Annotated in this window: 15 protein-coding genes; 1 reads left to right on the plus strand and 14 read right to left on the minus strand. The window is 66.7% G+C overall.

The window, feature by feature from the left end:
• Nucleotides 1–53 precede the first annotated feature (53 nt).
• From gspD to AC0J42_RS19815, 12 genes are all read right to left on the minus strand, one after another.
• Nucleotides 54–2,297: a type II secretion system secretin GspD gene (gene gspD, locus AC0J42_RS19760; protein ID WP_473003254.1), complete on the minus strand. Its 2,244-nt coding sequence runs from the start codon at nucleotides 2,295–2,297 to the stop codon at nucleotides 54–56.
• Nucleotides 2,294–2,815 carry a hypothetical protein gene (locus tag AC0J42_RS19765; protein WP_473003256.1) on the minus strand — a complete coding sequence of 174 codons (522 nt, stop codon included), beginning with the start codon at nucleotides 2,813–2,815 and terminating at the stop codon, nucleotides 2,294–2,296. The genes gspD and AC0J42_RS19765 overlap by 4 nt, the downstream gene beginning before the upstream one ends.
• Nucleotides 2,812–3,426, minus strand: coding sequence for a type II secretion system protein GspM (gspM, locus tag AC0J42_RS19770; protein ID WP_473003257.1), 615 nt, complete (start codon nucleotides 3,424–3,426; stop codon nucleotides 2,812–2,814). Before gspM ends, AC0J42_RS19765 begins: the two co-directional genes overlap by 4 nt.
• Nucleotides 3,407–4,423 (minus strand): PilN domain-containing protein, encoded by a 1,017-nt coding sequence (locus tag AC0J42_RS19775; protein WP_473003258.1) that lies wholly within the window; start codon nucleotides 4,421–4,423, stop codon nucleotides 3,407–3,409. Before AC0J42_RS19775 ends, gspM begins: the two co-directional genes overlap by 20 nt.
• A complete protein-coding gene (locus AC0J42_RS19780) occupies nucleotides 4,420–5,130 on the minus strand; it encodes a type II secretion system minor pseudopilin GspK (protein WP_416425352.1) in 711 nt (236 codons plus the stop codon). The genes AC0J42_RS19775 and AC0J42_RS19780 overlap by 4 nt, the downstream gene beginning before the upstream one ends.
• Nucleotides 5,127–5,705, minus strand: coding sequence for a prepilin-type N-terminal cleavage/methylation domain-containing protein (locus AC0J42_RS19785; RefSeq protein ID WP_473003259.1), 579 nt, complete (start codon nucleotides 5,703–5,705; stop codon nucleotides 5,127–5,129). Before AC0J42_RS19785 ends, AC0J42_RS19780 begins: the two co-directional genes overlap by 4 nt.
• Nucleotides 5,702–6,055 carry a type II secretion system protein gene (locus tag AC0J42_RS19790; RefSeq protein ID WP_473003260.1) on the minus strand — a complete coding sequence of 118 codons (354 nt, stop codon included), beginning with the start codon at nucleotides 6,053–6,055 and terminating at the stop codon, nucleotides 5,702–5,704. The genes AC0J42_RS19785 and AC0J42_RS19790 overlap by 4 nt, the downstream gene beginning before the upstream one ends.
• Entirely contained in the window at nucleotides 6,052–6,480 is a 429-nt protein-coding gene (locus tag AC0J42_RS19795) for a prepilin-type N-terminal cleavage/methylation domain-containing protein (RefSeq protein WP_473003262.1), read from the minus strand. Before AC0J42_RS19795 ends, AC0J42_RS19790 begins: the two co-directional genes overlap by 4 nt.
• Before the next feature lie 2 nt (nucleotides 6,481–6,482).
• A complete protein-coding gene (gene gspG, locus AC0J42_RS19800) occupies nucleotides 6,483–6,893 on the minus strand; it encodes a type II secretion system major pseudopilin GspG (RefSeq protein WP_416427423.1) in 411 nt (136 codons plus the stop codon).
• A gap of 22 nt (nucleotides 6,894–6,915) precedes the next feature.
• A complete protein-coding gene (locus AC0J42_RS19805) occupies nucleotides 6,916–8,202 on the minus strand; it encodes a type II secretion system F family protein (protein ID WP_473003264.1) in 1,287 nt (428 codons plus the stop codon).
• A 3-nt stretch (nucleotides 8,203–8,205) separates the two neighbouring features.
• A complete protein-coding gene (gene gspE / locus AC0J42_RS19810) occupies nucleotides 8,206–9,855 on the minus strand; it encodes a type II secretion system ATPase GspE (RefSeq protein ID WP_473006885.1) in 1,650 nt (549 codons plus the stop codon).
• A gap of 124 nt (nucleotides 9,856–9,979) precedes the next feature.
• Nucleotides 9,980–10,192 (minus strand): hypothetical protein, encoded by a 213-nt coding sequence (locus AC0J42_RS19815; protein ID WP_416425357.1) that lies wholly within the window; start codon nucleotides 10,190–10,192, stop codon nucleotides 9,980–9,982.
• 472 nt (nucleotides 10,193–10,664) lie between these two features.
• Between AC0J42_RS19815 and AC0J42_RS19820 the strand changes: the two genes are divergently transcribed.
• Complete coding sequence (locus AC0J42_RS19820) at nucleotides 10,665–13,439, plus strand: beta-glucosidase (RefSeq protein ID WP_473003265.1); 2,775 nt, start codon at nucleotides 10,665–10,667, stop codon at nucleotides 13,437–13,439.
• A 98-nt stretch (nucleotides 13,440–13,537) separates the two neighbouring features.
• Here the strand turns inward: AC0J42_RS19820 and adeC are convergent, their stop codons facing one another.
• Nucleotides 13,538–14,947: an AdeC/AdeK/OprM family multidrug efflux complex outer membrane factor gene (gene adeC / locus AC0J42_RS19825; RefSeq protein ID WP_473003266.1), complete on the minus strand. Its 1,410-nt coding sequence runs from the start codon at nucleotides 14,945–14,947 to the stop codon at nucleotides 13,538–13,540.
• Nucleotides 14,944–18,093 carry an efflux RND transporter permease subunit gene (locus tag AC0J42_RS19830; protein WP_473003269.1) on the minus strand — a complete coding sequence of 1,050 codons (3,150 nt, stop codon included), beginning with the start codon at nucleotides 18,091–18,093 and terminating at the stop codon, nucleotides 14,944–14,946. The genes adeC and AC0J42_RS19830 overlap by 4 nt, the downstream gene beginning before the upstream one ends.

Consider the following 18,093-nt stretch of genomic DNA (forward strand, 5'->3'; position numbering starts at 1 on the left):
CCCCCCGTAGCAGCGGCCGGAGGCCGCGTCCGAGGGCACCGCGGCGTCAGGGCTTACGGCTTGAGCAGCTGCATCTGCTGCCGGTAATCGTCGGTCACCTGCCGGGCCTGGCTGTTGCTGGTGACCACGCGCGGGGTGATCAGCACCAGCAGTTCGGTGCGATCCTTCGACTTGGTGGTGCTGCCGAACAGCCAGCGCAGGCCCGGAATGCGGCCCAGGTAGGGAACGCTGGAGGCCGTTTCGCTGTTGTCCTGCTTGATCAAGCCCCCCAGCAACACTGTCTGGCCACTTTGCACGGCCACCTGGGTCGACACCGAACGCGTCGAGATATTCGGGTTGGTCTGGGTCGTGGTCTCGCTGCTGGTGTCCGCATCGCTGACCTGCTGCTGCACATCCAGGTACACCAGGCCGCCCGGATTGATACGCGGGGTCACGTCAAGGATCACGCCCGTCTGCACGTATTCAACGCTGCTCAGGGTGGTGTCCGAGGTGCTGGTGTTCACGGTGGTCTGGCTGATGGGAATGTTGTCGCCCACCTGAATCTGCGCCTGCTGGTTGTTCATCACCACCAGCGACGGCGCCGACAGCACCTGGGTGCGGCCGTTGGTTTCCAGCGCATGCAGCGCCACCTGGAAGTTGCTGCTGACGAAGGAATAAAACGCCGTGTCCGTGGACCCCAGCCCAGCCCCGCCGCTGCCCAGCGCACCCTGGCTGCCCTTGGTGTTGGCCACGGTGGTGCTGGAGGAGTTGCCTGCCAGCTTGCCCAGGTACCACTGCACGCCCAGGTCCAGCTCGCCGCTGAGTTTCACTTCCAGAATGCGCGTCTCGATCTGCACCTGCATGGGCGGGTTGTCGAGGCGCTTGATGGCCGATTCGATCTCTTTCCATTGCGCCGGGCGCGTGCGCACCAGCAGCTGGTTGCTGGCCTTCTGCGCGGTGATGCGGGTGCTGTCGTCCAGGCTCTTCTGCTGGCCGCCGCTGGCGCTGCCGGTGCCGCCGGTGTCGTCCGCGCCCTCGTCGCTGTCCTCGTCAGGGCTTTGCAGGGAGTTGTTGTTCAGCGAGTTGCCGCCGCTCAGGCCTTGGGTGCCGGTGCTGGACAGCCCGGTGGTACCAGTGCTGCCGATACCCGAACTGTTGCTGCCATTGAGCGACGATAGCGTGGTGGTGCGCAACCCGGGCGCGACCTTGGCGGCGCTGTCGTCCTTGATCTGGCCGTTGCCGTAGATCTGCCGCAGGTACTTGGCCAGGTCCGTGGCCTTCATGTTGCGCACGTCGTACACGTACATCTGCGGTTCGTTGCCGCCGCCCTCGTCGATGGTCCTGATCCAGTCACCCACCTCACGCAGGTACTCGGGCTGGGCCGAGATGGCGACCACCGAGTTGGTGCGTTCGTTGGGCAGGAATTTGACCATGCCCGCCAACGGCATGCCGCTGTCGGGACCGAACATCTTCTGCAGCTGCGGCATCAGCTCGGCCACCGAGGCGCGCTGCAGGCCGTACACGCCAATGGACATGCCCTTCAACCAGTCGACGTCAAAGGTGTCGATGGTGTCCTGATAGTTGGCCAGTTCCTCGGGGGTGCCGGACATGCTCAACACGTTGCGCGACGGGTCCACCAGCAGGAAGGCGTTGTCACGGGCGAAAGGCTTGAGCAGCTTCTGCATCTCGGTGGCCGAGATGTACTTGAGCGGGTACAGCCGCGCCGACAGGCCGTTGGACGGCTGCGACACGGTCATCTCCGGCACCAGCTTGCCGGCCACCGCCTGGCTGGCGGGCAGGATCACGTAGCGGTTGCCCTGGCGGATCATGGCGTTGTTGGTCCAGGACAGCAGGGTCTCCAGAATCGACAACGCTTCTTTCTTGTTCACCGGCTTGGAGGTGGAGAAGCTGACGTCGCCGCTCACGCCCTGGGCGATGCTGTAGTTCTCGTGCAGCAGGTCACCCATCACCGTGTTGATCACCGCCTCGATGGGCTGGTTGGTGAAGTTGAAGACGATGTCGCCGCTGCCCTGTTCATCCTCGCCCTTGACCGGCGCCGGCGGCCGTACGAAGCGCTGGTTGCCGCTGATGATCTGCCGCTTGGGCATCACCGCGGCGTTGCTGCTGGCAGGCTGCGCCACCGGCGCCTCGGCCACGGGCTGGCGCTGGTCGCCGGTGCCGTTGAGGGCCTCGTGCATCAGCGCCGGGTCATTTTCAAAGGTGTGGGGCGCGGTCGCACAGCCGCCGAGGGCGACGGCGGTGGCCAGGCAGAGCAAGGGGGTGCGCAACGGTGTGACTCCAGGGAACAGTGTTTTCAAGGTTCGGTTACCGGCGGCAGCGTGAGCATGGCCGCGCGTGAAGGGGCTGGAAGACGCGGCGCCGGCAAGCGCAGGCTGCGGGTTTGGCCCTGGTAGGCGAACTGCGCCTCCAGGGGAGAAAGCTGTTGCAGGGTCCAGCCGTTGGGCAGGGCCTGGCCCTGGTGGACGCGCAGGGGGTGGCCGCTGGCGTCGCGCAGCAGCGCCAGCTTGAGGTCGCCGTTGACCACCACGCCGGTCAGCACCAGGCCGGCCAGGTCGGCGCTGGGCCCCTGGGCGCTCTGGTCCGGGGCGCGGTTGGGGCTGAACAGCGGCGTGTGCCAGGCGGCGTCGAGGCTGTCGAGGCTCACCTGCGGCAGCTCGCTGGCCGCCACATGGGCTGTCGCCAACGGGTGCGCGGGCCCAGGGGGCAGCCAGCCCGGCGCGCTGCCCAGGCCGCTGGCAATGCCGACGGCGGTGGCGGCCAGGGTGCCGGCGCACAGCAGCAGCGCCGCGCGCAGGGGCGTGAGGCGCAGCTTCATGGCGCTTCCCCTTGCGCCGCAGCCGCCTTGGCCAGGTAGCCGCGCACCAGCAGGTGCACGGTCAGCCGCCCCGCGCCGCCCGTGGCCGGCGCGCTGCTGGCGCGGCGCACGCTGAGGTTGTCGACGAACAGGAACGGCCGGTGGAATTCCAGGGTGTGCAGCAGCGCCATCAGCGGCTCGATGCTGCATTCCAGGGTCAGGCTGACCTTGATCTGCCGGTACGGCTGGGCGCTGTCCTGCTCGGGGGTGATGGGCATGCGCTGGGTCAGCGCACAGCCGGCGCCATCGTCGGCCTTGGCCTTGATCAGGTCGGCGATGCGCTGCATCAGGTCGGCGGCCACGGCGCTGGGGTCGCTGCCAGGCAGCAGGCTGAGGCTGCTGGCAGGGTCATGGCGGGCGGCGGCCAGCTGCTTGTCGAGCAACGGCCGTTGGGCCAGCTGGCCGGCGTAGCGCTGCTGCTGTTCGCGCAGTTGCTCGATCTGCGTGTTCACCTCGCCCAGCGGGCCGGTGAACCAGCTCTGTACCAGCAGCCAGTACAGCGCCGCCAGCATCAGCGCCAGGGCGATCAGCGCGGCGCCACGGCGCTCACGTTCAGTCAGCGGACGAGCCATGGGCGGCCTCCTGATGCAGGTGGGCGCGCAGGCTGAAATGGTCCTTGCCGGTGTCGCCGTCGGGCTGGATCACGCCCTGGAACTGCGGGTCGTCCAGGCTGTGGCAGGTCTTCAGCTGGCCGATCAGGGCGCTGGCCTGGGTGCTCTGGCCGGTCAGCGTGACCTGGCCGCCGTCGTCCACTTCCAGCTGTTCCAGCCAGGTGCCCTCGGGCAGGCAGTGACTGAGGTCGGCGATGACGCTGGCCAGCGCCGGCTGCGCGGCCTTGCGCTGGATCAGGTAGCGCGCCGCGCCCTGGGTATTGGCCAGGGTCTCGCGCACCTGCTGCAACTGGCCGATCTGCGCCTGCTGCTGGCGCACCTGGGCCTGCATTTCGATCAACAGCGCCTCGCGCGATTGCAGCCACATGACCATCACCGTCAGCAGCAGGCCGGCGCAGGTCAGCAGCAAGCCACGGTTGAGGCGCCCGCCGCTGCTGGCTTGCGGCCGCAAGGCATCGGGCAGCAGGTTGATGCCCAGGCGCTCGCCGTCGCGCACGTCGACGCCGTGCAGGGTGAAGCCGGCGCAGGCGGCGAGGATCTGCTCCAGGCGCTCACGCACGATCACCACCAGGCGCACCTTGATGGTGCTGCCGCCCTGCCCCAGCACCTGGGCGCAGAAGCTCACCTGCTCGGCGCGGTAGGGGGTGTATTTGTCCAGCTCGAAACCCAGCACGTTGTGCAGGTCGCGGGCTGCCGCCGCCGGCAAGCTCAAGGTCTGCACCAGCACCTCGCTGCGCGGCAGCACCAGCACCCGCGGCGGCGTGGTGTCAGCCGGCTCGTCCAGCGGCCAGTGCAGCACCTGCAACGGCGCACCGCCCGCCAGCCGTGCGCGCCAGCGTGGCGGCAACAGGCCCAGCAACTCGGCCAGCCAGGCCTGCCACAGGCGCTGGGCGCCGCTGCCGCGCCAGTGCCGCTGCAAGGCGGCGCGCCCTTGGGCGTAATAGGTGTTCAGGTTCATTCTTGCCAATGCAGGACCCGATATGGTCGGGCCCCCTCCGTGGAAGGGTTGAGAAGCAGGGTCACGACCAGCGTTGCGTTGAAGCCGCCAGGCAACTGCGCGACGCTGGCCAGGGTTAGGATGGGGCCGGGGTCGGCGCCGCTGACTTTGAGGCTGGGCAGGCTCAGCAACCGCCGCAGCAGCGGCGTGGCGAACGCCGGGTCGGGCTGCTCCTGGCCGCTCCACAAGGTGACCTGCGGGGCGGCGCAGGCGAACACGCTGCGGTTCATGCCGGGCAGCTGGCGCAGTTCCTCCACCACCCGCAGCGGTGGCTGGCCGTTGCCACGGCGCTGGTCCAGGGCCGCTGCCACGCCGCGCGCGCCGCCGCACGCCTGCATCAGCCGGGCGATGTCGGCGGTGCTGGCGCTGTTGAGGTCGAGCTTGCCGCGTTCGCTGAACAGGCTTACCTGCACGGTGGCGCGCTCGAAGGCCAGCGCGTGGGGACGACCGTCGGCGGGCCAGGCGTTTTTCTGCGCCGGGTCGCTGAGGGCCGCCACTGTCAGGTTGATGCCAGCCTCGGCGGCCAACAGCGCCTCGGTGTGCTGGCGCTGCCACAGGGCCTGGCGGCTTTCCAGCTGCACCCAGCCGGCCAACCCGGCCAGCAGAATGCTCAGCAGCGCCAGCACCCACAGCACCAGCAGCAACGCCACGCCTTGTTGTTGCTTCATTGGCCCGCCACCGTCGACAGGTCCAGGCGCAGGGTCACGCTTTCCGCGGTCCACGGCACCGGGCCGCCCAGCTGCGCGTCGATCTGCACCGTGCGTGGCAGCCGCCCCGGCCACGGCCAGGTGGCCAGCCAGGTGCTCAGCTCGCCCTTGGGCGAATAGCCGCGGTAAGTGAATTGCAGGCTGCGCACCTGGTGCAGCAGCACTTGGGGTTCGCCCCAGGGCTGGCCGCCCTGGCTCAACGCCACTTCCAGGCGCCGGCCGTGCAGGGCCAGGCTATGCAGCACGATGCCGCCGCCGAGGTTGGCCGACAGCGGTGCCATGAACGCCATGGCCTGGGCGCCGCCGACGAATACCCGCTGCTGGCCGTCGTCCAGCGGCAGCGCCTGGCCGATGGCGCGGCGCAGGAAGTCCTGCGCCGCGCGCACTTCGTCCAGGCGCTCGGTGTAGTGCTGGGCCTTGGCCACCGCGCGGTTGGCGCCCAGGATCGCCCCGCCCACCAGCGCCAGCAGCACGCCCAGCAGGCTCAGCACCAGGAGGATTTCCAGCAGCGTGAAGCCGCCCTGGCGCCGGCTCATGGCTGCGCCCCCCGCACGGTCAGCGTGGCGAAGTGCGCCTGGCGCTGGTCTTCGCGCACGCGCAGGTCCAGCTGGAACAGACGCAGGTGGTTGGCCGCCGGCAGCTGGCGCACGTCCAGGTGCCAGCGGATACCCGCCCAGGTGCCGTCGCGGCTGCCCGGCTGCAAATCGCCGTCAGCCTGCTGGTCGAGAATGGAGCGGCCGGCGGCGGTCAGCCGGTCGCTGGCCTGCACCTGCTTGAGCGAGCGCGCCGCCTGCCCGAAGGCCATCAGCAGCACGGCGCTGCACACGGCCAAAATGGTCAGTGCAGCGAGCATTTCCAGCAGCGTGAAGCCCTGCTGCGCCTTCATCGCAGCGCCTGCAGGTTGACCGTGCCGGTCAGCCACGACACGTCGATGCGCCAGCGCTGGCCGCCATCGCTGAGCAGCAGGTGGCCGCCGCTGGCACCGCCATCGGGGTAGAACTCGAACGCCGAGCCCAGTTCTGCAGCGGTATGCAGTTGCACCTGCAGGTCCGCCGGCCATGCCTCCACGGCTTTGCCCGGTGCCTGGAAACGCCGCGCCGCGAGGTCGAATTGGGTGCGCGCCGGCTGCCCGGTGACGATGGCGCGCACGCGGGTGGCGCGCAGGGCCTCCACCACTTGCACCACCGCCTTGCGCTCGCCGGCGCTGTGCAACCCACGCTGCAAGCCATAGCCCACCAGCCCCGCGGCCACGCCGATGAGCACGATGACCACGAGCATTTCCAGCAGGGTGAAGCCGCGGGCGCGCTGCATGGTTATTCCCAGTTGCCCAGGTCGGCGTTGTAGCCTTCGCCGCCTGGCTGGCCGTCCTGGCCGTAGAAGATCAGGTCGAAGCTGCCGTGTTCGCCGGGGAAGCGGTAGCCGAACGGATGGCCGAACGGGTCTTTCAAATCCGACGGCTTGGCGTAGGGGCCGGCCCAGTTGCCCGCCGTGGAAGGCTTGGTCACCAGCTGGTTGAGGTTGGCCGGTGGCGCGCCCATGTCCAGGGCGTAGCTCTCGACCTTCATGCTCAGGCTGGCCAGCTGCGCCTTGCCGGCGCCGTACTTGCCCTTGTCGACGTTGCCGCCAACTTGACGCACGACGATGGTGGCGACGATGCCCAGCAGCACGATCACCGCGAGCATTTCCAGCAAGGTGAAACCGCCTTGGCGGCGGCCCGTGTTCATGGTTTTCATGGGGTGTGGTCCTTTAAATGTTACTGGTGAGGCTCATCAGCGGCAGCATGATGGCGAGCATGATCACGGCGACCATCGCCGCCATGACCACCGTGAGCGTGGGCACGAGCGCTGCGAGCAGGCGGTCGATGCCGCGCTTGGCTTCGACGTCGAACACCTCGGCGACTTTCAGCAGCATGCCGTCCAGCTCGCCGGCCTGTTCGCCGACGTCGATCATCTGGATGGCCAATTCGGGCAACAGCAATTGCGACCTGCCTTGTGGGAGCTGGCTTGCCAGCGAGCTTTGGGGCCCTGAAAGGCTCGCTGGCAAGCCAGCTCCCACAGACAGCTCCTGGCTCAGGCCGCTGGCCAGGGTGCCGCCGCCCTTGACCCAGTCGGTGGCCTGTTCCACCTGGGCGACGATGGCGCGGTTGCTGCACACCTGGCGCACGATCAGCAGCGCCTGCAACAGCGCCACGCCGTTGCTCAGCAGGGTGCCGAGGGTGCGCGCCAGGCGCGCGGCCTCGATGCGTTGCAGCAGCGGGCCGATGATTTTTATCTTCAGCAGGCGCAGGTCATTGCGCTGGCGCCGGGCCGGGTCGCGCAGGGCGATGGCGCTGCCCCAGATGACGACGATGAGGCCGGCTAGAACGACCAGCCCCCAGGCGCTGAGAAACTCGCCCATGGCCAGGATCACCTGGGTAATCAGCGGAATCGGCACGCCAAGGTCGCGGAAAATCGGCACGAACTGCGGCACCACGTAGGCCAGCAGCAGGGCCAGCGAACCCAACACGCCAACCACCAGAAACGCCGGGTAGATCAGCGCGTTGATGACCTCGCCGCGCAGGGTCTGGCTGCGTTCGAGATAGTCGCTGAGCTGCCTCAAGGTGTTCTCTAAAGCACCGCCCGCCTCGCCGGCGCGGACCATGCTGATGTACAGCGTGGAGAACTGCCCGCCCTCTTCTTCCAGGGCCTGGGACAGCGGCTTGCCGGCCTTGACCTGTTCGCGGATGCGTTCGATCAGGGCGCGGGCCTTGGCTTCCTGGGTCTGCTTGAGCAGGATGCCCAGCGAACGTTCCAGCGGCTGGCCGGCGCCCAGCAGGGTCGCCAGTTGTTGGGTGAAGCTGACCAGGGCTGCGCCGTTCAACGCCCCGCGGTTCAGCGCCCGGCGCAGGCCCGGCCCGCCCAGTGCTTCCACCTGCAGAATCAGCAGGCCACGCTTTTGCAGCAGCGCGACGGCGGCCTGCTGGTCGCTGGCCTCGATGCTGCCCTGCTGGCTGGCACCCTCGGCGTCGAGCGCGCGGTATTTGAAATAGGCCATGGGTTATTCGCCGCGCGTCACGCGCAGCACCTCCTCTAGCGAGGTGATGCCGGCCACCGCCTGGCGCAGGCCCTCTTCGTACAAGGTGCGCAGGCCGCCACGGCGGGCCGCCTGTTCCAACGTCGAGGCATCGGCCTGGCGCATCAGCAGGCTGCGCAGCTCTTCGTTCATCACCAGCAGCTCGGTGATGGCGCTGCGGCCGAAATAGCCGCTGCCGGTGGCGGACGCCGCAGGTTGGTAGAGGATGATCGGGCGCTGCTCGGTGAAGCGGTCGAGGCCGTGTTCGGCGATCAGTTCCGGCGGCGCTTCAAAGGGAATGCGCGTGGCCGGGTCGAGGCGCCGCACCAGGCGCTGGGCGAGAATGCCCTTCACCGTCGAGGCGATCAGGTAACTCTCCACGCCCATGTCCAGCAGCCGGGTGATACTGGCCGCGGCGCTGTTGGTGTGCAGGGTCGATAGCACCAGGTGGCCGGTGAGCGAGGACTGGATGGCAATGCGGCAGGTTTCCAGGTCGCGCATCTCGCCGATCATGATCACGTCCGGGTCCTGGCGCACGATGGAGCGCAGCGCGCCGGCGAAGTCCAGGCCGATGGCCGGCTTGACCTGGATCTGGTTGATGCCTTCCAGCTGGTACTCCACCGGGTCTTCGACGGTGATGATCTTGCGCTCGGCGGTATTGAGCCGCGACAGCGCGGTGTACAGGGTGGTGGTCTTGCCCGAGCCCGTGGGCCCGGTCACCAGCAAAATGCCGTGGGGGTTTTCCAGCACGTCGAGGAAGCCTTCCAGGCGCTCGCCATCGAAGCCCAGGCTCTGGAAGTCGAAGCTCACGGTCTGGCGGTCGAGCAGGCGCATCACCACCGATTCGCCGAAGCTGGTGGGCACGGTGGACACCCGCAGGTCCAGCTCCTTGCCCTGGATGCGCAGCATGATGCGGCCGTCCTGGGGCAGGCGCCGCTCGGCGATGTCCAGGCGCGCCATGATCTTCACCCGGCTGACCACCGCTGCCGACGAACTGGCCGGCGGCGCCTCGGCCTCGTGCAGCACGCCGTCGATGCGGTAGCGCACCTTGAGCTGGCTTTCGAACGGCTCGATATGAATGTCGGAGGCGCGCTGTTCCACCGCGCGCTGCAGGATCAGGTTGACCAGGCGGATCACCGGCGCCTCGGACGCCAGGTCCTTGAGGTGCTCGATGTCTTCCAGCGCGCCACTGTCTTCGTCCAGGGTCTCGATCAGGCTGCCCATGGCCGAACGCCCTTGGCCGTAATAGCGCTCGATCAGGCTGTCGACCTCGTTGCCCGGGCCGATGGCCAGGCGCACCGGCGCGTCGCAGGCGTGGGCCACGGCTTCGAAGGGGTACGGGTCGCCGGGGTTGGCGGTCAGCAGGTGCACGCCCGCCTCGTCCCAGGCCACCGGCACCACGCGGTAATGGCGCAGAAAACGTTCGGTCAGGGGCGGCACGCGGTCCAGCGATGCCGGCGCCTGTTCGGCCAGCAGCAGCGGCACGTCCATCAGCGCCGACCAGGCGCGCGCCAGTTCCAGTTCCGAGACCAGGCCCAGGCGCGTCAGCAGCGCCGGCAGTTCGCTGTCGTCGTCTTCGGCGGCCAGGCGCCGGGCACGGTCGAGGTCCACCGGCTTGAGGCCGGAATGGCGCATCAGCCATTGGCAGACCAGGGCGTCGTCGGGGGCAGTGAGGGGAGTATCGGGCACGGTGCGCTACTACATGAACCGGGGAAAGGGCATCAGGCGATGCCCTTTCCGGGGTGAAGCCTGAGAAGGATCAGTTGGCGGTTTTCTTCGCCGTGGTGCTCAGCGGGCGGCCGCCCTTTTTCGATTCGTTCTTGTGCTTCTGGGTGGCCTTGGCGTCGTGGCTCTGGGTCATGACGGTGGAGTCGCTGGCGCCCGAGGCGGTGTCGGTGGCATCAGCGGCAAAGGTGGCGCCGGCGAACGACAGGCTCAGGGCGGCGCAGGCGGCCGCGAAAGACAGTTTCATCACAAGTAACTCCATCAACGGGAAAGTTTGAAAGTTCAAATTGCCATCACTTTAAAGATGCCTGCGACAATAGCGCACAGCGGATGACAATTTAACTTGCGAACCCGGCACAGGGGCCAGAATTCGCTAAACCCATCGACCAGTAGGTTTTGCAAAGGTTCACACATCCGGACACAAAATCGCAAAAACGCGCGAAAAAAACCTTTCGATTGACAAGTTCAGGCAACAATTGTCTTAATTTGGCCGCTTATCGCCGCCCCATCCTGGTACAAACGATAGCGTAATAATGGCACCTCCTATATAGACAGAACAAACTTTCACGATAATTAAACGTGATTGAAACATGGCCATCAGTTAGCCGTTACTGCAACTAAGCAGTTTCGGCCACGGCCAACTTTTGTCTGGAGAAAAGTACGCGGCAGCCTGCCGTGTACCGCCGCAAATGGACCACCATTGGCTGTTGGAGTAACACATGAACACACGTAGACACCTGGGTGCGCAGTCGGCGCTCGCCCTGCTGGCCCTGGCCATTTCGCAAGTGCATGCGGCCGACTCGGTTCAGCAACAACAGGCCCGGCAGCAGGCCCTGGAAGCCAAGGCCGACAAGGCGGCCCAACAGACCCTGGCGAAGATGACCCAGGAAGAGAAACTCAACTACCTGGCCGGCACCGGCGGCTGGGACCTCAAGCCCCTGACCCAGTACGGCGTGCCGGAAATCTACGGTGCCGACGGCGGCGCCGGGGTGCGCTACACCAGCAACGGCAACGACCAGGGCGTGGTCTACCCCGCCGGCCCCAACATCGCCGCCACCTGGAACCCGCGCCGCGCCATGGACTACGGCCGCGCCCTGGGCTATGACACCGCCAGCGGTGGCTACCAGTACGTCACCGGCCCGGGCATGAACCTGTACCGCACCCCGTACGGCGGCCGCGCGTTCGAATACCTGTCCGGCGAAGACCCGTTCCTGGGCGCCAGCCTGGGCCCGGCCTTGATCAACGGCATCCAGTCCCGTGGCGTGTGGGCCGAGGCCAAGCACTTCGCCGCCAACGACCAGGAAACCAACCGTTTCACCCTCAACGAGACCATCCCCGAGCGCGTGCTGCGCGAGATGACCCTGCCTACCTTCGAATCGGCGTCGAAGAACGGCAACGTGGCGATGATGATGTGCTCGTTCCAGAAGGTGAACGGTGACTACGCCTGCGAAAGCAAGCACATGATCGCCCAGATCCTGAAGAAGGAATGGGGCTACAAGGGCTTCGTGCAGAGCGACTACAACGCCATCATCACCGGGCTCACGGCCGCCAACGCCGGCACCGACCTGGACATGATGGGCTACCAGATGAACGCCACCGCCCTGACCCCGTACGTGGAAAGCGGCGCGCTGAGCATGACCACCGTCGACGAAAAAGTGCGCCGCATGCTGCGCCAGGTGTACCTGTTCCAGTTCGACAGCAAGACCCCGTCCACCGCCCACGACATGAACAGCGCCGCCAGCAACAAGACCGCGCTGAACGTCGCCCGCGAAGGCATCGTGCTGCTGAAGAACAAGGGCGGCCTGCTGCCGCTGGACGCAAAGAAGGTGAAGAAGATCGCCGTGGTCGGCGACCTGGCCAAGTACGCCCCGCCTACCGGTTTCGGCAGCGCCAACGTCGAGGCCACCCAGTACATCAGCGAGCTGTCGGGCATCGCCCAGACCGCGCCGAACGCCAAGGTCGAGTTCCTCGACGGCCTGTCCCTGGACCCGACCGCCTCGGTCTGGACCCACACCGACAGCAGCACCGGCAAGAGCTCCGCGGGCCTGACCGCCGAGTTCTTCACCAACGCCACCTGGTCGGGCACCGCGGCCGCCACCCGCACCGACACCCACGTGAACATGGACTGGTCCAGCGACACCGACCTGCCCACCAACGGTGACACCGCCAACACCTCCGTGCGCTGGACCGGCCAGGTCACGCCCACCACCAGCGGCGACCAGGTGTTCAAGGTGCGTGCCGACGGCGCCGTGCGCCTGTGGGTCAACGGCCAGGAGATCATCAACAACGGCGACGGCACGCACCTGCCCGACAACAGCATCCCGCCGACCATTCCGGTGTCGGGCAAGATCAAGCTGGAAGCCGGCAAGGCGTATGACGTGAAGCTCGAGTACTCGCGCCGCGACGGCTACCTGTCGACCATGGGCGGCATGGTCGGCGTGCAGATGGCCTGGGCCTCGCTGGCGGCGCCGCAGGACCTGTCCAAGTACGACGCGGTGGTGGTCGCCGTGGGCAACAGCAACGAATACGAAGGCGAAGGGTTCGACCACAGCTTCGACCTGCCCGAGTACCAGAACGAGCTGATCAACAGCATCGCCAAGGTCAACCCCAACACCGTGGTGGCCATGCACGGCGGCACCGCGCTGAAGATGGCTGACTGGGTGGACAACGTCGGCGCCGCACTGCACGCCTTCTACCCGGGCCAGAACGGCGGCCAGGCGCTGGGCGAGATTCTGTTCGGCAAGGTCAACCCGTCGGCCAAGCTGCCGATCAGCATCGAGCGCAGCATTCAGGACAACCCGCTGTACGCGGACTTCCCGAACTACGACAACAACGGCTCGTTGACCGAGATCAGCTACAAGGACGACCTGTTCCTGGGCTACCGCGGCTACGACAAGAAGCACACGCAGCCGCTGTTCCCGTTCGGCTTCGGCCTGTCGTACACCACCTTCGGCTACAGCAACATCAAGGTCACCCCGGGGACCGCGGTGGGCAATGTGCCGATCAAGGTGTCGTTCGACCTGACCAACACCGGCAAGCGCGCCGGCGCCGAAGTGGCCGAGCTGTACGTGGGCCAGCAGCACCCGCACGTGGACCGCGCGGTGAAGGAGTTGAAGGGGTACAAGAAGGTGTTCCTGCAGCCGGGTGAGCACAAGCGCGTGACCATTGAGCTGAACGATCGCTCGCTGGCCTACTTCGATGAGAAGAGCAAGCAGTGGGTGGTCGATGCCGACACCTTCGACTTGTCGCTGGGCGCCTCGTCCCAGGACATCCGCCTGCACGCCAAGCTGGTCAACCCGTTCCGCCAGGAGCTGTCGACCACCACCAGCAACCCGCTGCCCCGTGCGGCGCTGAAGGCCACGCAAGTGACCGAGTCGACCGTCAACACAGGCGGCCTGTACGACCAGGCCAGCAGTGACGACAGCGACACCAGCGACAGCGGTGACTACGGCACCACGTCGACCACCACCCAGGGGTCGGCGAGCGGTAACTGACGCTTTACACCCGCCCCTGACGCGGCCTGCGGCCGCTGCTACGAAGGTCAGCGTTATGCCCTTCCGTAGCAGCGGCCGCAGGCCGCGTCAGGGCTTGGTCACTCCTTCCAACCACCCCCCAGCGCCTTGTACAGGTTCACTTCGGCCGTCAATTGCGACAGCCGGTCGGTGATCGCCGACTGCTGGGCGCTGAACAGCGAGCGCTGGGCGTCGAGGAAGGTCAGGTTGCTGTCGATGCCGGTGCGGTAGCGGCGCTCGGCCAGGCGGTAGTAGTCCTGGTTGGCTTGCACCAGGTCCTTCTGCGCCTGCAACTGCTGCTTGTAGGTCTGGCGCGCGGCCAGGCCGTCGGCAACTTCCTGGAAGCCGGTCTGAATGGCTTTCTCGTAGCTGGCCACGTCCACGTCCTTCTCGATCTTCGCGTAGTCCAGGCTGGCCTTCAGGCTGCCGGCGTTGAAGATCGGAATGTTGATGCTCGGCGCGAACGTCCACGTACCCTGCCCGCCCTTGAACAGATGGCCCATGTCGGCGCTCTCCGAACCGGCACTGGCCGTGAGGGTGATGCTGGGGAAGAACGCTGCGCGCGCCGCGCCGATGTTGGCGTTGGCGGCCTTGAGGGTGTGTTCGGCCTCAAGGATATCCGGGCGCCGCTGCAACAGGTCGGACGGCAGGCCCGCCGGCACTTCGGCCACCAGGTCGTTGGCCAGCGGTTGCGCCGCCGGCAGGTTGTCCGGCAGGTGCGTGCCCAGCAGCAACACCAGGTTGTCCATGTCCTGGGCCACGGCGCGCTGGTACTTGGCCAGGCTGACCTTGGCGGTTTCCACCGAAATGCGCGCGGTGCTGACGTCCAACGCGGTGGAGATACCCACCTCGCCGCTGTGGGCGGTGAGCTTGTAGCTCTGCTCGTACGTGGCCAGGGTGTCCTGGGTCAGCTTCAGCAATTCCTTGTCCGACTCCAGGGTGAACCAGGCATTGGCGACGCTGGCCACCAGGCTGATCTGCGTGGAACGGCGACCTTCATCGCTGGCCAGGTAGGTTTCCAGGGCCTCCTTGCTGAGGCTGCGCACGCGGCCCCACAGGTCCAGTTCATAGGCGCTGACGCCGAGGGTGGCGGTGTATTCGCCGCCCACGGTGGTCTTGCCGGTGGTGCTCAGGTCAGCCGGGGTGCGCGTGCGCTCGGCGGTGCCGCCGGCGGTCACCGCCGGGAACAGGTCAGCCCGCTGGATGCGGTACTGGGCACGGTAAGCCTCGACGTTCAGGGCCGCCACGCGCAGGTCGCGGTTGTTGTCCAGGGCGGTGTGGATCACCGCCTGCAGCGCCGGGTCACGGAACACCTGTTTCCAGCCCTGCTCGGCGGCGGCCTGGGCGGCCGCCTCCTGCGCCGGGGCGTAGGCCGCCCCTTGGGGAAATTGCGCGGCCACCGGGGCGGCCGGGCGGTCATAGTGCGGGATAAGCGAGCAGCCGCCGAGCATGAACGCCGCCAGGGCCAGGCACGTCAGGGGACGGATCATTGTGCGGTCTCCTCTTCAATGGCAGGTGCGGGCTCGTCCTTGGCCTTGCGCTTGTCGCCAAACAGCGACGAGATGGTGACGAAGAACAACGGCACCCAGAACACGGCCAGGGTGGTGGCGGTGAGCATGCCGCCGATCACGCCGGTACCAATGGCGTGCTGGCTGCCGGCGCCCGCGCCGTGGGAAATGGCCAGGGGCACCACGCCGAGGATGAACGCCAGCGAGGTCATGATGATCGGCCGCAGACGAATCCGGCAGGCCTCGATGGCCGCCTCGGTGTAGCTGCGGCCCTGCTCGTGCAGCTCCTTGGCGAATTCGACGATAAGGATGGCGTTCTTCGCCGCCAGGCCGATGGTGGTCAACAGGCCCACCTGGAAGTACACGTCGTTGGACAGCCCGCGCAGGGTGGTGGCCAGCAGCGCACCGATGATCCCCAGAGGCACCACCAGCATCACCGCGATCGGGATCGACCAGCTTTCATACAGCGCCGCCAGGCACAGGAACACCATTAGCATGGAGATCGCATACAAGGCCGGCGCCTGGGAGCCGGACAACTTCTCTTCATACGACAGGCCGGTCCAGGAGTAGCCGATGCCGCTTGGCAGGGTGGCAGCGATGCGCGCCACTTCGGCCATGGCCTCACCGGTACTGTGGCCCGGGGCCGGGGCACCGAGGATTTCCACCGCCGACACGCCGTTGAAGCGCGACAGCTTCGGCGAGCCATACACCCACTTGCCGCTGGCGAAGGCCGAGAACGGCACCATGGTGCCGGCGCTGTTGCGCACGTACCACTTGTTCAGGTCTTCAGGGTTCATGCGCGAGTCGGCCTTGCCCTGGATGTACACCTTCTTCACCCGGCCACGGTCGATGAAGTCGTTGACGTAGCTGCCACCGAAGGCATACGACAGGGTGTCGTTGACGTCGGCGACAGTGACGCCCAGCGCCTCGGTGCGCTCATCGTCCAGCACCAGCTGGTACTGCGGCTCGTCGTCCAGGCCGTTCGGGCGCACCTGGGACAGGATCGGGCTCTTGGCCGCGGCGGCGAGGAACTTGTTGCGCGCCTCCATCAGCTTGGCGTGGCCGACGCCGGAACGGTCCTGCAGGTACACGTCGAAGCCGGTGGCGTTGCCCAGTTCCATCACCGCTGGCGGCGCGAAGGCGAACACCATGGCGTCGCGGAAGCTGGCGAAGTGTTTCTGCGCACGGGCGGCCAGGGCGCTGACGCTGTTGGAGGCGTCGCGCTGGTCCCACGGCTTGAGCATGACGAAGCCCATGCCCGAGTTCTGGCTGCGGCCGGCGAAGTTGAAGCCGGTCACGGTGAATACCGAGCTGACAGCGCCCGATTCATCCTTGAGCATGTAGTCGCGCATGCGGTCGATGACCTGCTGCGTACGCTGGGCCGGGGTGCCCGGTGGCGTGGTGACCTGGGAGAACAGCACGCCCTGGTCTTCCTCGGGCAGGAACGAGGACGGAATGCGCGTGAACAGGAAAATCATGCCGCCGACGATCAGCGCGTAGGCCAGCAGGTACGGCACCTTGTGGCGCAGGATGCTGATCACGCCCTGCTCGTAACGGTGCACGCCACGGTCGAAGGTGCGGTTGAACCAGCCGAAGAAACCGGTGGTCTTGCCGTGGCTGCCCTTGGCAATCGGCTTGAGGATGGTGGAACACAGGGCCGGGGTGAAGATCAGCGCCACCAGCACCGACAGGGCCATGGCCGAGACGATGGTGATGGAGAACTGGCGGTAGATCACGCCGGTGGAACCGCCGAAGAAGGCCATGGGCAGCAACACGGCCGACAGCACCATGGCGATACCCACCAGGGCGCCCTGGATCTGGCCCATGGATTTTTTCGTGGCCTCTTTCGGTGACAGGCCCTCCTCGGCCATCACCCGCTCGACGTTTTCCACGACGACGATGGCGTCGTCGACCAATAGCCCGATCGCCAGCACCATGCCGAACATGGTCAGGGTGTTGATGCTGAAACCGGCGGCGGCAAGGATGCCGAAGGTGCCCAGCAGTACCACGGGCACGGCCATGGTGGTGATCAGGGTGGCGCGGATGTTCTGCAGGAACAGCAGCATCACCAGGAACACCAGGATGATGGCTTCCACCAGGGTCTCGACCACGCCGTGGATGGAGCCGGTGATCACCGGGGTGGTGTCATACGGGTACACCACCTTCACGCCTTGCGGGAAGAACGGTTGCAGCTGGTTGACGGTTTCGCGGATGGCCTTGGCGGTGTCCAGGGCGTTGGCGCCGGTGGCCAGCTTGATGGCCATGCCCGAGGCGGGCTTGCCGTTGTACTCGGAGCTGATGCTGTAGCTTTCGCCACCCAGGCCCACGTCGGCGACGTCGCCGATGCGCACTTGCGAGCCGTCGGTGTTGACCTTGAGGAGGATTTTCTTGAACTGCTCGGCGGTCTGCAGGCGGGTCTTGCCGATGATGGTGGCGTTGAGTTCCTGGTGCGCCACCGACGGCAGGCCGCCCAGTTGCCCCGAGGACACCTGCACGTTCTGGTTGGTGATGGCGGTGGAGACGTCGGCCGGGGTCAGCGCGTACTTGTTGAGCTTGGCCGGGTCCAGCCAGATACGCATGGCGTACTGGGCACCGAACACCTGGAAGTCACCGACGCCGCTGGTGCGCGAGATCGGGTCCTGCATGTTGGAGACGATGTAGTTGGCCAGGTCATCCTTGGTCATGCTGCCATCGGTGGACACCAGGCCGATCACCATCAGGAAGTTCTTCACCCCCTTGGTCACGCGGATACCCTGGTTCTGCACTTCCTGGGGCAGCAACGGGGTGGCCAGGTTGAGCTTGTTCTGCACCTGCACCTGGGCCATGTCCGGGTTGGTGCCCTGGTTGAAGGTGGCCTCGATGGTCATCGAGCCGTCGGAGTTGCTGTCCGAGGAGATGTAGCGCAGGTTGTCGATGCCGTTGAGCTGCTGCTCGATCACCTGCACCACGGTGTCCTGCACGGTCTGCGCCGAGGCGCCCGGGTAGGTCACGGTGATGTCGATGGCCGGCGGCGCGATGCTGGGGTACTGGTTGACCGGCAGGTTGAGGATCGACAAGGCGCCGACCAGCATGATCACCAGGGCGATTACCCAGGCGAAGATGGGCCGGTCGATAAAGAATCTGGACAT

This window comes from Pseudomonas sp. Tav-5-1A (assembly GCF_055755055.1).